General features: G+C 73.4%; 9 protein-coding genes, 1 pseudogene and 1 riboswitch. Of the genes and pseudogenes, 4 read left to right on the top strand and 6 right to left on the bottom strand.

From position 1 onward, the window contains the following. Nucleotides 1-278: 278 nt before the first annotated feature. The 3 genes from ABD644_RS13475 to ABD644_RS13465 all read right to left on the bottom strand — a co-directional run bounded on the left by ABD644_RS13475 (nucleotide 279) and on the right by ABD644_RS13465 (nucleotide 3,261). A complete protein-coding gene (locus tag ABD644_RS13475) occupies nucleotides 279-1,187 on the bottom strand; it encodes a nucleoside triphosphate pyrophosphohydrolase (RefSeq protein ID WP_344689434.1) in 909 nt (302 codons plus the stop codon). Between the two features lie 4 nt (nucleotides 1,188-1,191). After that, nucleotides 1,192-2,214, bottom strand: coding sequence for a SurA N-terminal domain-containing protein (locus ABD644_RS13470; protein WP_344689433.1), 1,023 nt, complete (start codon nucleotides 2,212-2,214; stop codon nucleotides 1,192-1,194). Between the two features lie 153 nt (nucleotides 2,215-2,367). Beyond that, a complete protein-coding gene (locus ABD644_RS13465) occupies nucleotides 2,368-3,261 on the bottom strand; it encodes a glycosyltransferase family 2 protein (RefSeq protein ID WP_344689432.1) in 894 nt (297 codons plus the stop codon). 131 nt (nucleotides 3,262-3,392) lie between these two features. Between ABD644_RS13465 and ABD644_RS13460 the strand changes: the two are divergent. Continuing rightward, nucleotides 3,393-4,352, top strand: a pseudogene (locus tag ABD644_RS13460) (oligosaccharide flippase family protein); the annotation flags it as partial. Nucleotides 4,353-4,787: 435 nt separating this feature from the next. Here the strand turns inward: ABD644_RS13460 and ABD644_RS13455 are convergent. The 3 genes from ABD644_RS13455 to ABD644_RS13445 form a co-directional block, all read right to left on the bottom strand. Then, a complete protein-coding gene (locus ABD644_RS13455; protein ID WP_344689431.1) occupies nucleotides 4,788-5,336 on the bottom strand; it encodes an acyltransferase in 549 nt (182 codons plus the stop codon). An 87-nt stretch (nucleotides 5,337-5,423) separates the two neighbouring features. Continuing rightward, the gene (gene mfd / locus ABD644_RS13450) at nucleotides 5,424-8,966 is read right to left on the bottom strand and encodes a transcription-repair coupling factor (RefSeq protein ID WP_344689430.1); all 3,543 of its coding nucleotides are present in this window, start codon (nucleotides 8,964-8,966) and stop codon (nucleotides 5,424-5,426) included. 70 nt (nucleotides 8,967-9,036) lie between these two features. Further along, nucleotides 9,037-9,999, bottom strand: a complete 963-nt coding sequence (locus tag ABD644_RS13445) for a hypothetical protein (protein ID WP_344689429.1) — start codon at nucleotides 9,997-9,999, stop codon at nucleotides 9,037-9,039. 251 nt (nucleotides 10,000-10,250) lie between these two features. Between ABD644_RS13445 and ABD644_RS13440 the strand changes: the two genes are divergently transcribed. From ABD644_RS13440 to ABD644_RS13430, 3 genes are all read left to right on the top strand, one after another. Beyond that, the gene (locus tag ABD644_RS13440; RefSeq protein WP_344689428.1) at nucleotides 10,251-11,297 is read left to right on the top strand and encodes a sulfite exporter TauE/SafE family protein; all 1,047 of its coding nucleotides are present in this window, start codon (nucleotides 10,251-10,253) and stop codon (nucleotides 11,295-11,297) included. Between the two features lie 51 nt (nucleotides 11,298-11,348). After that, nucleotides 11,349-11,497, top strand: a riboswitch (cyclic di-AMP (ydaO/yuaA leader). Between the two features lie 115 nt (nucleotides 11,498-11,612). Then, nucleotides 11,613-12,467 (top strand): glycoside hydrolase family 26 protein, encoded by an 855-nt coding sequence (locus ABD644_RS13435; protein WP_344689427.1) that lies wholly within the window; start codon nucleotides 11,613-11,615, stop codon nucleotides 12,465-12,467. 225 nt (nucleotides 12,468-12,692) lie between these two features. Next, nucleotides 12,693-14,369 carry a tyrosine-protein kinase domain-containing protein gene (locus ABD644_RS13430; RefSeq protein ID WP_344689426.1) on the top strand — a complete coding sequence of 559 codons (1,677 nt, stop codon included), beginning with the start codon at nucleotides 12,693-12,695 and terminating at the stop codon, nucleotides 14,367-14,369. Nucleotides 14,370-14,374: the final 5 nt, after the last annotated feature.

Below are 14,374 nucleotides of genomic sequence, written 5' to 3'. Positions count from 1 at the left end.
CAGGACGGACGGGGAAGATCCACGGAACAGCGGGAATCGCTCCTTTCCGGGCGCCGACGCACGCTCTCGGGCGACGGCGCGGGTGGGGAGTGCACGTGGCCTCGGTCGACCCCGCGACGGCGGGGGCGGGCCGCCCCCTGCACGGGGGCACGTCCGCCACGGTAGGTGCAACCGGGCGACACCGACACCCCGACCCCGGCGTGGCCCTCCCCACACCAGCTTTCTGTACCGAAAGCTGGGCGCGGAGGCGCGGCTTTCGGTACCGAAAGCGGGGAGACTCAGGCGCGGGAGCGCTCGGCCGCCTCGGCGTCCAGTTCCCCGGCGTAGCGGCGGACGGCCTCGCGCAGCGCGTCCTCGACGTCCCAGCCCCGTTCGGTGGCGGCCGCGACGACGGCGAGCAGCCGCTCCCCCAGCGCCTCGGGACTGGTCGCCGACAGCTCGGCGGGGGCCGGGGTCGAGAGCCCTGCCCGGCCCGCTCGCCGGACCAGCGCCGCTCCCCAGGCCGCGGCCGGCTGTGAGCGGGAGACGCCCTCGGTCGGCGAGCGGCGCTGCTTCTCGGCCTGCTTGATCTCCTCCCACCCCGCCTCGACCTCGGCCACGTCGCGCGGTCCGGCGTCCCCGAAGACATGCGGGTGCCGCCGGACCAGCTTGTCGACCAGGTCGCCGGCCACGGCGTCGATGTCGAACCGGCGGTCGGGCGCCGCCTCGGCGGCGACGCGGGCGTGGAACACCACCTGGAGCAGGACGTCACCGAGTTCCTCGCGCATCGCCACCGGGTCGTCGTCGACGATCGCGTCGTAGGCCTCGTGCGCCTCCTCGAGCAGGTAGCCGCGCAGCGAGGTGTGGGTCTGCTCGGCGTCCCAGGGGCAGCCGCCCGGCGAGCGCAACCGGTCCATGACGGCCACGACGTCCAGGAGACCGCCACCGACCGGCTCGGGGGCGCCGTCGACCACCTCGGCCGCGGGCACGGGTTCGCCGACGGCGGCCAGCAGGACGGCGCCCTCCGGAGCCGACCCGGCGTCCGGCACGTCCACCACGTCGAACCCCGCGTGCCGCAGGGCCTCGGCGGTGGGCCCCGCCCCGGGCAGGGCGGCCAGCAGACGGCCACCGGAGACCGCGCGCCAGCCCGCCGGGCTCAGCAGCCCGGGCAGCCGGGAACTGACCGTGATGACAACGGCGACGGGCACGCCGTCACTCCCCGGCGCCGCCGGGGGCGCCGGGAGCGGCCGGGGTGGTCTCGTCCTCGAGGATGTCGACGACGCCGCTGTCACCCCCGGCGGGGTCCAGCTGGCCGTCGTCGCCCAGGACGGCGTACCGCGGGTTGACGGTGACGTCGAGGTCGGCCCGGACCTCGTCGACGAGCTCGGTGCCGGCGGCGTCGGTCGCGTCGGTCGCCTCCTGCTCCAGCTGCGGGCGCAGCTCCTCCAGCGACGGGTACACGGTGCCCTCGACGAAGGTGACGATGACGCCTCCGACCTCCGCCACCGGCAGCGTGAAGGCGGTGTTGGGCTCGGCGCCGGCCACCTGCTCGGCCAGCGGGCCGGGCACCTCGTCGAGCGAGCGGTCCTCGAGCTCGGGCAGCGTGTACGCGCCGGCGAACTGCGCAGCGACGGCCGCGTAGGTGTTCGGGTCGGCCTGCAGCTGCGCCGCGAGCGCGTCGGCGGTCGCCTGGTCGGGCACGGTGATGTAGCCGAACCGCACTTGCGCCTGGCTCTCGCGCACCTCCTCGTAGCGCGCCTGCAGCTCCGCGTCGGTGAGTTCCACCGCCTGGCCCTCGGCGGCCGCGATCTCCCGGCGCAGCAGCTGCTGGCGGATGTTCTCGAACACGTCCTGGCGGGCGATGCCCTGCTGGGCGAGCTGGCTGTAGACGGTCTCGGGGTCGTCGTCGCCGAGCAGCTCGTCGATGCGGGCGCGGACCTGCGCCTCGGTCACGTCGACGCCGTAGCGCTCGGCGGCGACCGCGTAGACCTCCTCCTGCACGAGCAGCGAGAGCACCCGGCGGGTGTAGGCCTCCTCGCCGGCCTCGGCATAGGCGGCGATCTCGTCGTCGGCGAGACGCTCGTCGACGGCCGCCTCGAGCTCGTGCGCGGTCACCTGCTCGTCGCCGACGTAGGCGGCCACGTTCGGCGACGTCCGGCAGGCGGTGAGCCCCGAGACGGCGACGGCGAGCAGGAGACCGGACATGGCCGTCCGGGAGACGCGACGCTTCAGCACGCCGCGAGAATCCCACACCGCCCTACGAGTACCGGGGAACGGACCGGAGTGGCCCCCTGCGGGGTCCCGCCGCGAGCGCGGTGACGGACTGCAACGGCCCCCTGCAGGGTCCCGCCGCGAGCGTGCGAGCGGTGGGGGGCAGGGGGTCCTTTCTCAGATCCAGGGGAGGTAGGGCTCCACCGGGTGGGGGCGCCCCGAGGCGGCCAGCAGGTCGGGCAGCCGGGGACCGGGCAGCTCCGTCGCCAACCGGCTGCCGCGCCAGGCGCCGACCAGCTCGACCATGCGGTACGGGCTCGCGCGCCGGACGAACGTGGGCTTGCGGCTCGGCGACGGGAACGACGACCACCACGCACGCAGCGCCCCGCGCCCGCCGAGCGGCTCGGCCGCCCCGAGGGACACCATCGCCTGCGCCTCGCGCGTGATCCGCTCGTACAGGGGCCGGAGCCCCGCCGAGCGGCGATGTGCCATGGGTGCGCCCAGCTCGGGGCCGTAGGCGATGGTCCAGCCGGCGGCCAGGACCCGCCAGGACCACTCCTTGTCCTCGCAGGCACCGAGGTCCTCGCGGAAGGGCAGGTCCGCCCACACGTCGGCCCGCCAGGTGGAGGCGTGGTTGGAGAAGCCCCAGGTCGGGTCGACGACGACGTCCTCGAGGGTCTGCAGGTAGGTGTCCGCGATCGGGACGCCCAATGGGGAGACCAGCGCCGCGTTGGTCGCCGCGACGTCGGTGCGCTCGTAGCGCCGCAGGCTGTCCTCCAGCCACGTGACGCTCTCGGGGACGCAGTGCGCCGACAGCGCCGCGTGCACCGGAGCGCCGGCGGCCTCGGCCCCGACGTTGAGGGCGCCGCCGTAGCTGAAGGAGTGCGCGGGGATCTCGATGACCCGGTCGGCCCACTGCCCGGCCACCGCCAGGGTGCCGTCGGTGGACCCGGAGTCGACGACGATCACCTCGGCCGCGACGCTCTGCCGGCGCAGGGCGGCGAGGGTCTCGCCGATGGTGTCGACCTTGTCCTTCGCACGCACGATGACGCTGATCCGCGGCGTGGACACGGTCCCCCTCCCCCTGCTGCCCGACCGGCAGCCTCCCCGGAATTCCGGCCCTTCCCGGTTATGCTCCCGCGCGGTCAGGCCCCCGTGGGCCGGTGACCGGCTCCCCCTCCCCCAGACGAGGCAGGCACCGCATGGCCGAGTTCCGGACGGCGGTCGCCGTCGGCGTCGGCTGGACGGCGGCCCAGAAGTGGCTCGTGCGGATCGCCGGCGTCCTCACGTTCGTGGTCCTCAGCCGGCTGCTCGGTCCCGCCGACATCGGTCTCGTCGCGCTCGCGCTGGCCTTCCTGGGCGTGCTGGGCGTGGTCGCGGACCTCGGTGCGGCCACCTTCCTGGTGCAGACGCGGTCCTGGGACGAGCGCACGCGGAGCACCACCTTCTGGACGACGCTCGCCCTCTCCCTCGCCGCCACCGGGCTGGTGGTCGTGCTGGCCTCCCCGCTGGCCGGGCTGCTGGGCGAGCCGCGGCTGGCGCCGGTGTTCCAGGCGCTGGCGCCGATCCTGGTCCTGAGCGTCACGTCGGCGGTGCCGTCGGCGATCCTGCAGCGCGAGCTGCGCTTCCGGGAGCTGGCCCTGCGCGAGATGGCGGCCGGCCTGCTGTCCGCGGCGGTGGGCGTCGCGCTCGCGCTGGCCGGGGCCGGCGTGTGGGCGCTGGTCGGGCAGAGCGGCACGCAGGCCCTCGTGTCCGCCGTCCTGGTCTGGCGCATGTCGGCCTGGCGCCCCACCCGGCAGGTGTCCCGCGAGGCGTTCGCCGAACTGCGCCGGTTCGGCGGGCCGGTGCTCGCCGTCAACGTCCTGCAGTCGGTCCGCGACCGGCTCGAGCAGTTCCTGCTCGGCGCCCTCCTGGGGGTGACCGCGCTGGGCTACTGGACCGTGGCCGTGCGGCTGCTCGCGCTGCTCGTCGACGTCTCGGTGGCGGTGCTCGACAGCGTCGCGCTGCCCGTCTTCGCCGCGGCCCGGACGTCGGCCGACCGCTTCCGGAGGGCGTTCGAGTACGCCCTGTCGGCGACGCAGGTGCTCCTGGTCCCCGCCCTGGCCCTGCTCGCCGTCGCCAGCCCGGTGCTGCTCCCGTGGTTGTTCGGGGCGCAGTGGGACGCGTCGATCCCGCCGGCCCAGGTGCTGTGCCTGGCGTACGGGATCGCGGGTCTGGGGTACTTCAACCGGGCGGCGCTGCTCTCCCACGGCCGGTCGGGCGTGGAGCTCGCGCTCACCGCGGCGTCCCTGACCGTGCACCTCGCACTGGTCGTGCTGGTCGCCCCGCTCGGCCTCACCGCCCTGGCCTGGGCCTTCGCCGGCGAGGCGGTGTTCACGGTGCTGCTGGGGGCGGTCACGCTGCGGGGCGCGCTGGGTATCGGCCCGGCCACGTGGGGCCGCCCGTCGCTCGTCGTCGGCGGCGGGCTGCTCGCGGTCGCCGCGGCGCTGGGTGCGATGCGGGCGCTGTCGCTGGGCCCGGTCGCCGGTGTGGTCACCGGCGGGGCGGTGACGGTCGTCGTTCTCGGCCTCGGGTTGTGGCTGACGAACGCGCCGCTGCTACGCCAGCTGGCCGACGACGTCGGCCGGTTGCGCGGCCGCGGCCGGGAGGTCGTCGACGGGGAGCGCGCGGACGAACCGGGCGGGGACGCCGGCCCAGAGCGTGTGCGGGGGGACGTCGGCGCGCACCAGTGATCCGGCGGCCACGACGGCGCCCGCGCCGATGGTGACCCCGCCGAGCACGGTGACGTTGGCACCGAGCCACGCGCCGTCCTCGATGACGATGGGCGCGAGCACGCGTCGACCGGCGCGAGCACGGGGGTCGTCGGTCTCGTGGCCGGAGGTGAGCAGCGCGACCCGGTTGGCCAGGGCGACGTTGCGTCCGATCGTGACGCCGCCGGCGGTGTCGATCAGGCACTCGTGGTTGACGAACGAGCAGTCGCCGATGGTCAGCCGCCCCTCGCCGGTCACCCGCAGGCCGCTGAGCACCTCGAGGTGCCGTTCCACCGTGACGCCGGCCGCCCGCAGCAGCCGGATCCGCAGCCGCTGCGGGGTCAGCACGTGGCCGGCGAGGTAGCCGAGCACCTCCCGGCGGCGGGACGTGGGCACGCGTGCTCCTCGGGACGGACGACGGACGACCGTCCGAGGCTAGCGCCGGCGGCCCTCCGGAACCCCGATCGGCCGGCCGGGTGCCCCTTAGGAGGCAGCGGTCACCGGCTGCTGGAGGACCGCCTTCAGCGTGGCGTGCAGGTTCTCCAGGAGGGCGACGTCGCGCAGCGGGGTGCGGCGGTCGGGACCGACCGGCACCTTCAGCGAGATCGTCTCGACGGCGGCCTTGTAGGTGGCTCCCTCGGCGAGCCGGGCCAGCCGCATCTGCTTGGACTCCGGCAGGGCCACCGGGCTGATCCGGATCGCCCGGCCCTGCAGCGACACCTCGGTGATGCCCAGCGCCCGCATCGCGACCCGGAACCGGGCGACCGCGAGCAGGTTGAGCACCGGAGCCGGCGGGGCGCCGTAGCGGTCGGTGAGCTCGTCGAGGACCGCCTGCGCCTGCTCGTCGCTCTGCACCGAGGCCACCTTGCGGTAGGCCTCCATGCGCAGCCGCTCCCCCGGCACGTAGTCGTGCGGCAGGTGCGCGTCGACCGGCAGGTCGACCCGGACCTCCGCGGGCTCGACGGGTGGGGACTCCCCACCGATCTGCGCCCGGTAGTCGGCCACCGCCTCGCCGACCAGCCGGACGTAGAGGTCGAACCCGACGCCGGCGATGTGCCCGGACTGCTCGCCGCCGAGCAGGTTGCCCGAGCCGCGGATCTCCAGGTCCTTCATCGCCACGGCCATGCCGGCGCCGAGGTCGGTGTTGTGCGCGATCGTGGTGAGCCGGTCGACCGACGTCTCGGTGAGCGTGCGCGTCGGGTCGTAGGTGAAGTAGGCGTACGCCCGCTCCCGCCCCCGGCCGACCCGGCCGCGGATCTGGTGCAGCTGGGAGAGGCCGAAGGTGTCGGCGCGGTCGACGATCAGGGTGTTGGCGTTCGGGATGTCGAGGCCCGACTCGACGATCGTCGTCGCGACGAGGACGTCGTACTCCTTCTCCCAGAAGCCGACCATGATCCGCTCGAGCTCGTGCTCTTTCATCTGCCCGTGGCCGACCGCGACCCGGGCCTCGGGCACCAGGTTGCGGATCTTGGCCGCCGCCTTGTCGATCGACTGCACGCGGTTGTGGATGACGAAGACCTGGCCGTCGCGCAGCAGCTCGCGACGGATCGCCGCGGCCATCTGCTTGTCCTCCCACGCACCCACGTAGGTCAGCACCGGGTGCCGCTCCTCGGGCGGGGTGAGGATGGTCGACATCTCGCGGATGCCGGTCAGCGACATCTCCAGCGTCCGCGGGATCGGGGTGGCCGACATCGACAGCACGTCGACCGCCGTCCGCACGCTCTTCAGGTACTCCTTGTGCTCGACCCCGAAGCGCTGCTCCTCGTCGACGATGACCAGCCCGAGGTCCTTGAACCGGGTGGTGGGCTGCAGCAGCCGGTGGGTGCCGACCAGCACGTCGATCTCACCGGCGGCCAGCTGCGCGACGATCTGCCGGCTCTCGGCGTCGGACTGGAATCGGGAGAGCACCGCGACCTTCACCGGGAACTGGGCGAAGCGCTCGGAGAAGGTCTTGTAGTGCTGGTTGGCCAGCAGCGTGGTCGGCACGAGGACGGCGACCTGCTTGCCGTCCTGCACGGCCTTGAACGCCGCCCGCACCGCGATCTCGGTCTTCCCGTAGCCGACGTCGCCGCAGATGATCCGGTCCATCGGCACCGGCTGCATCATGTCGGCCTTGACCTCGTCGATCGCCCCGAGCTGGTCGGGGGTCTCCTGGAACGGGAAGGCGTCCTCGAGCTCGCGCTGCCAGATCGTGTCCGGCCCGAAGGCGTGGCCCTTCGTCGCCATCCGCGCCGAGTAGAGCCGGATCAGCTCCGCGGCGATCTGCTTGACCGCCTTGCGCGCGGAGTTCTTGGTCTTCTGCCAGTCCGCGCCGCCGAGCTTGGACAGCGCCGGAGCCTCCCCGCCCACGTAGCGGGTGAGCTGGTCGAGGGCGTCGGTCGGCACGAACAGCCGGTCCGGCGGCTGGTTCCGCCGCGACGGCGCGTACTCGACGATGAGGTAGTCGCGCTGCCCGCCGTTGACGGTGCGGCTGATCATCTCGATGTAGCGGCCGATGCCGTGCTGCTCGTGGACGACGAGGTCGCCGGGCTGCAGCTGCACCAGGTCGACGGCGTTGCGCCGGCGAGCCGGCATCTTCTGGGCGTCGCGCATCGAGGTGCCGCGCTGCCCGGTCAGGTCGTGCTCGGTCAGCAGGGCGAGCCCGATCCCCGGGAACGCGAACCCGGTCTCGAGGTTGCCCTGCGTGACGTAGGCCAGGCCCGCATCGGGGGCGGCGGCGATGTCGGGGACCAGCCGGACCCCGAGCTCGGCCTCGGCGAACTGGTCGGCGGCGCGCTGCGCGGGGCCCGGGCCGGCGAAGGTGACGACGATCCGCCAGCCGTCGCGCGACCAGGTGCGCACCTGCTCGACGGCCTTCGGCACGTCCCCGGAGAACCGGTCGACGACGGTGGCGTGGAGGGTCACGTGCTCGTCGTCGTCCTCCGACGCGAGGGTGAAGGCCCCCGTCGTCCACCACGGCAACCCGCGGATCCGCGCCGCGGTCTCGACCTCGGCGAGGTCGCGGAAGGACGACGCCCCCAGATCGATCGGCGCCTGCCCTGCTTCGGCGGCGGTGGCCCACGACGCGGCGAGGAACTCCTCGGCGGTGCGCACCAGGTCGGCTGCCCGGGTGCGCACCCGCTCGGGGTCGCAGACCAGGACGTGGGTGCCCGTGGCGACCAGGTCGGTGAGCAGCTGCATCTCACCCGTGGCGAGGGCGGGGATGAGTGCCTCCATCCCCTCGACCGCGATCCCCTCGGCCAGCTTGCCGAGGATCTCGTCCAGCTCGGGGTGCTCGACCGCCAGCGCAGCGGCCCGCTCGCGGACCTCGGGGGTGAGCAGCAGCTCCCGGCACGGCGGCGCCCACAGCCGGTCGGGCCGCTCGTCGAGGCTGCGCTGGTCGGCGGCGGAGAAGTAGCGCAGCTCGTCGACCTCGTCGCCCCAGAACTCCACGCGCACCGGGTGCGGCTCGGTCGGCGGGAACACGTCGAGCAGGCCGCCGCGCAGCGCGAACTCCCCGCGCTTCTCGACCAGCTCGACCCGGGTGTACGCCGCGTCGACCAGAGCGCGCGCGACGACGTCGATCTCGGCCTCGTCGCCCGGCCCGAGCTCGACCGGCACGAGGTCGCCGAGGCCGGGCGCCAGCGGCTGGAGGACGCTGCGCACCGGCGCGACCAGGACGTCGATCGTCCCGTTGTCGCCCGGGTGCGTCAGGTCCCGCAGCACCGCCAGCCGGCGTCCGACGGTGTCGGCGCGGGGGCTGAGCCGCTCGTGCGGCAGCGTCTCCCAGGCGGGGAAGGTCTCGACCCGGCGGCCGGGGACGACGCAGCGCAGCAGGTCGGCGACCTGGTCGGCGTCGCGCTCCCCGGCGGTGACCACCAGCACGGGCACGCCGGCGCCCGGTGCCGCAGCGGCGAGGGCGGCGGCGACGAGCGGCTGGACCGGCGGCGGGGCCGTGACGGCCAGGGTGGCGTTCCCGGCCGCGCTCACCACTCGCGCGATGCCGGGGTCGGTGAGGACGACGTCCAGCACGCCGCGCAAGGTCACGCTCGTCTGCTCCTGAGGCTCGCTGGCCGTGCGGCGCCGCGGGAGTGCGGCGGCTGGCCGGCCTCCCAGGCTAGTCGGCGCCGCCGACGACCGCCGTCGCGCGGCCCGGAGCGCTGGAGGCCGGGCAGCCCGACTCCGCGACCTCGCGCCACGCCCCCTGCGAACGCTCGTCCAGCATCCGCCAGTCGCCGACGTGGTCGCCGCCCTGCCAGTAGATCCACATCGAGATCCTCGGGTGGCGGGCGATCCAGGCGGCGTCGCGGCGGATGGCGTCGGCGCGGGCCTGTTCTTTCGCTGGATCCGAGGGCGCTCCCGCCGGCCGCAGATACTGCCCGTACTCGGTGATGAACAACGGCAAGCCGAACGGCTCAGCGAACCGGTACCAGGTGGTGAACGAACCGCTCTCGGTCATCGGCGCCGGGTCGCGGCCGTACCAATCCAGCGCCACGAAGTCGGCGTGATCGCTGCCCGGCCACCAGTCCTCGGGTGCACCGATCCAGTGGCCCGGTTGCGCGGGGTCCCACCAGTAGGCCATGTAGACCGGCCCCCAGCGGATGGTGGGGTTGGCCTCCTTGACGACCCGGTAGAGGTGCCGTTGGAGCGCGACGAACTCAGGACCCGTCATGTCGTTCTCCGGCTCGTGGAACGCGGTGGCGAACACACCCGTCCGAGGGACGCCGCGGGCCCATGCCCGGATCGCTTCGTCGTACTCCCCCGCGGCGGCGCCCCGGTGGTCGCCGTGCGGCGGCTTCCACGAGACGAACGAGTGCACGCCCACGTCGGCATCAACGGCGGCCGAGGAACTGTCGAAGGACGACGGCAACCGCGGGTCGAAGCTGCGCCGGACCGTGAGCGGGCCGAGATCCTCAGCAGCCTGGCGGAAGAGCTCCAGCCCTGGACCGTCGGCGCGCCCCGGGGCGTTGGCCGCAGCGCCCACGGCCAGGCAGTCGAGCGCGTACCCCGACGGGTCCGACCACGGGATGCGCGGCGGCGCGGAGCCGGCAGTCGTCGCGACCGCGGCGACTGCCACCACCGCCCCGATCCTGCGCCGCGACAGCCTGATCCCGGCCATGAACCCCGCCCTCGACCCGGCTCCGCGCACGCACGTCCGCGGCCACCCGCGCGCCCCGCAGAGTACCGGCCGGGGACCGTGCCGCAGGCCATCTGCGACGCGGCCGCACCGACTCTCAGGGATGAGGGAGGACAGAAAGGGGCGCGCCCCGGACCGGGGTGACCCTAGGGTTCCGGACGGCGTGCGGGCCGGCGCGCCGAACGAACCGAGTCGTGGGGGAGCCTGTGGACCTGTCGCTGTCGCTCGTCCTCGCCGGGCTGCTGATCGGCGTCGTCGTCGGCATGACCGGCATGGGCGGCGGCGCTCTCATGACGCCGGTCCTCGTCCTGTTCTTCGGTGTGCCGCCGCTGGCCGCCGTGTCCAGTGACCTCGTCGTCTCCGCCGTGATGAAGCCCGTGGGGGGCGTGGTGCACCTGCGTCGGGGCACCGTCGACCTGCGATTGGTCGGGCTGCTCTGCCTCGGTTCGGTGCCCAGCGCCTTCGCCGGGGTGCTCGTGTCCCGGTCGCTCGGCTCGTCGTCAGGTGTGCAGGAGTGGACCAAGCTGGCGCTGGGCGCGGCTCTGCTGCTCGCGGCCACCGGCTTGATCATCCGGGCCTACCAAAATCTGGTCGCCCGTGGTCGCCGCGCCGCCGACCGGGCGGCGGGCCGACCCGTGCGCGATCCAGCCGCGGAGATCAACCGGCCGCTGCACCTGCGGCCGGTCGCCACCGTCCTCGTCGGCATCGTCGGCGGCCTGATCGTCGGCATGACGTCGGTAGGTTCGGGCTCGCTGATCATCATCGCGCTGCTCGCCCTTTATCCCGCGCTCAGCGCCGCCTCCCTCGTCGGCACCGACCTGGTCCAGGCCGTGCCACTGGTGACTTCGGCGGCGCTAGGGCACCTGCTGTTCGGCGATTTCAGGCTCGATCTGACCGCCGCCCTGCTGATCGGCTCGCTTCCCGGCGTCTACTTGGGCGCACGCCTCTCGTCACGCGCGCCGGGTGGCCTCGTCCGCCGGGCACTCGCGCTGGTGCTGCTGGCCTCAGGCCTGAAACTGCTCGGGGTCGGGAACACCGCCATGCTTATCGTCCTCGCCGTCATCGTCGTCGTGGGGCCCGTCCTGTGGGCGCTGGCGAGAACTCGGCACGGGCTGCCGGCTCGAGCCAGGTTCGTCACCCGGGGCTCACTGGCGCCGCGCACCGTGGCCGCGCCCTCACACCCGGTTGCGCCGGCTGTGACAGGCGAGGCTCGCCGAGACACTCCCGTGACCAACGGCTAGGGTTCACCCCGGCCCAGACGAGTACGCACCCGGGGAGACCACCCGGGGCTCGATCGGCCACCGCTCAATCCTGCGTGCGCCGCGAGTGCATGAGGAGCCGGGGACCCAACCGACCCCGGGGTGAATCGGCGACGCCGCCGTAGGGCCTCCTTCCCGCCCGAACCCGTCAGCTAACCCGGTCAGCGGTCCTGGAAGAAGGAGCACCGCTCGATGCCCGGAGAGCACTCTGCCCTGGTCGCGCCGCGACCGGGGAGCCCGACGACGGCCCGCCGACGTCCGCGACTCGCCAGACGCGCCCTGCTCAGGTGTGGTTCGGTGGTCGTCGCGACCACCGCCGCCCTGTCCGTCATGACCACCCCCGCCTCGGCGGCGCCCACTACGTACATCGGCGTCGCCGGCGACCACGCCGGACTCTCTCGCAGCACCGGTGAACCGCTCGCCCTCCACTCGTACTCCCGGTTCGACCGCCGGGTGCCCGCGAACGCCGACATGATCACAGTCAAGACATCGGCCAAGTGGAGTCAGGTGGCTGCTGCCCGCCCCGGTTCGGCGCTGTACGAACAGATCGCCCAGTACGCGCGCGGAGTGAAGGCCCTCAACCGCACGGTCATGGTGGCCTACCACCACGAACCCGAGGCCGGCGGCAGCCGCGGGTTCGGCACCTCCCAGGAATTCGTCGCCGCGTACCGGCAAGTCGTGTCGATCTTCAACTCCGTCGGCGCCACGAACGTCGAGTGGACCTGGCAGATGACCGCCTACTCCTTCCGCGTGCGGGAGTCGGACCGGCGGGCCGCGATCCACTGGTACCCAGGCGATGCCTATGTCGACAACGTCTCGGCTGACGGTTACAACTGGGGCAGCTGCGACGGGCATTCCGGCAAGTGGTTGAGCTTCGCCAGCTTCACCGAGCCGGTGGTCCAGTTCGCTCGGGCACACGGGAAGAAGGCGTCCCTCGGCGAGTTCGGCTCGGTCGCCGGCTCCCAGCGGGCGCAGTGGCTGCGGGACGCCCACCGGTACGTCGTGGCCAACCGCGACGTCATCTCGGCGGCGTTCTACTTCCAGAACGGGTCCTCCGGCGCCGGGGACACCTGCAACTGGCTCCTGCAGACATCCGCGGAGCACGACGCCTTCGGCGACATGGCGCGGGACACGTCTACATTCCGCTCCTGATTCCCTGCTCGTCGTGGGCCTCCCGGTATCCGCCGGGAGGCCACGACGAGCAGTTCTCACGCCTGGCATCCTCGCCCGTCCGAGTGTGACGGGACGACGCGAACCCCTTACAAAGCGGTCCCAGTGGTATTCAATCCGTACGGCTCGCCGCGCGGCGCGTCGAGGATCACGCGGTTGCCTCGGACCTGGAGGACGCGGAGCGAGGACAGAGGGGAACGCGACGCGATGCCGAGCGGAGATGCGGGAAACGCGATGCGCTTGGGCGATTACGTCGACTTGGTGCGCCGGCAGTGGGTGCCCGTCCTCCTCTGCCTGATGCTCGGGGTCGGTGCGGCAATCGCCTATCTCCAGCTGACGCCGCGCGAGTACCGCTCCACGACATCGGTGCTCGTCACGGCCATCGACGATGTGTCCGGTGGATCCGGTCGCACGACGTCGATCAACCTCGACACCGAGGCGCAGCTCGTCACCGCCACCGGCACCGTGGCCGATGCCGCCGAGCGGCTCGGCGTCCCGGACGAGGCGCGCTCACTGGCCGGGCAGGTAGCGGTGAGTGTGCCGCCCAACACCGAGATCCTCGACATCGCGTTCACGGGCGGCACTCCGGAGGAGGCGCAGCAGGGTTCGCTGGCATTCGCCGAGGCCTATCTCTCCCAGCGCCAGGAGACGGCGGAAGACGCCCTGCAGGCTGAGCGGGAACTCCTCCAGGCGCGCATCGACGCGGTCGGGTCCCAGTTGTCGGACGTGCTCGAGGCGAGCGCGGCCCTGCCGGCGGACTCCCCCACGCGCAACCGGCTGGACAGCCAGGCGACGTCGCTGAACAACCAGCTGGCGAACCTGTCTGCCCAGCAGAACGAGATCGAGTCGACGGCGGTCCGTCCGGGCGTCATCGTGAACGAGCCGCCGCTGCCCTCGAGCCCGAGCAGCCCCAATGCGCTGGTAGCGATCGCTGCCGGTGTACTGATGGGCCTGCTTCTGGGCCTTGGCGTGGCGGCTCTCCGGTACCGCGCCGACGACGTCATCCGCACCTCCGATGACCTGTTTCGCCGCACACGCGTACCCGTCACCGCAGTTCTGTCGGGCCGGCTGCACGGCAACCGGGTGACCGTCCCGCCACCGCTGAGCGCTGACGGCCGCGGCTATGCCCGGCTCCGCAACCTGGTCTCGAGCAGCCTCGAGGAGAGCAGCCGTCGCGTCGTGCTGGTAGCGGGAGTCCGGCGCGGTGGCGGCCCGACGGCCACCAACCTCGCCGCTTCCCTGGCCCGCTCCGGGGAGGACGTGGTTCTGGTGTGTGCCGACGTCTTCGGCGACACCGCGGCCTCTCTCTTCGACGAGCCGCCGTCGGTGGGCCTCGCCGAGGTGCTCGCAGGTGAGCAGCAGGTCGATGCGGCCGTACGCCGACTCGACGGCGTACCGGGTCTTCGTGTGCTGGCGCCCGGACGCGACCCCGACCGGGCCGACGCGCTGCTCCAGACGCGCAGTCCCCGCAAGCTGGTCGACCGGCTCCTGGAGTCGGCGACGTACGTGGTGATCGAGGCGCCGCCGACGACCGACAGTCCCGACGCGCAGACGCTGGCGAACGTGGCCGAGCTCGCGGTGCTGTTCGTCGAGGCCGGGTCCACGACGGCCCGCGAGGTGCTGGATGCCTGCGCGCAACTGGAGTCCATGGGCACCCCGGTGCTCGGGGCGGTGCTCGGCCGCTACGGGCGGGACGTCAGGGACGAGCCGGACCGAACCCGCCGACCCGAGGATGACGACGAGCCGGTGCCGGGAGTGCCGCTCCAGACCCTGGATGCGGACCGTTCACCGAGCGAGGTCGTCGATCCCCCCGCGTCCACCGGCGCGACGAGCGACTCGTCCGGCGTGGTCCCGCCCAGCCCGCGGAACCACGCACCGCGATGAGCCCG

Origin of the sequence: Blastococcus jejuensis (genome assembly GCF_039534705.1) — a bacterium.
Taxonomy (GTDB): domain Bacteria; phylum Actinomycetota; class Actinomycetes; order Mycobacteriales; family Geodermatophilaceae; genus Blastococcus_B; species Blastococcus_B jejuensis.
This window is presented reverse-complemented; position numbering and strand designations above follow the sequence as displayed.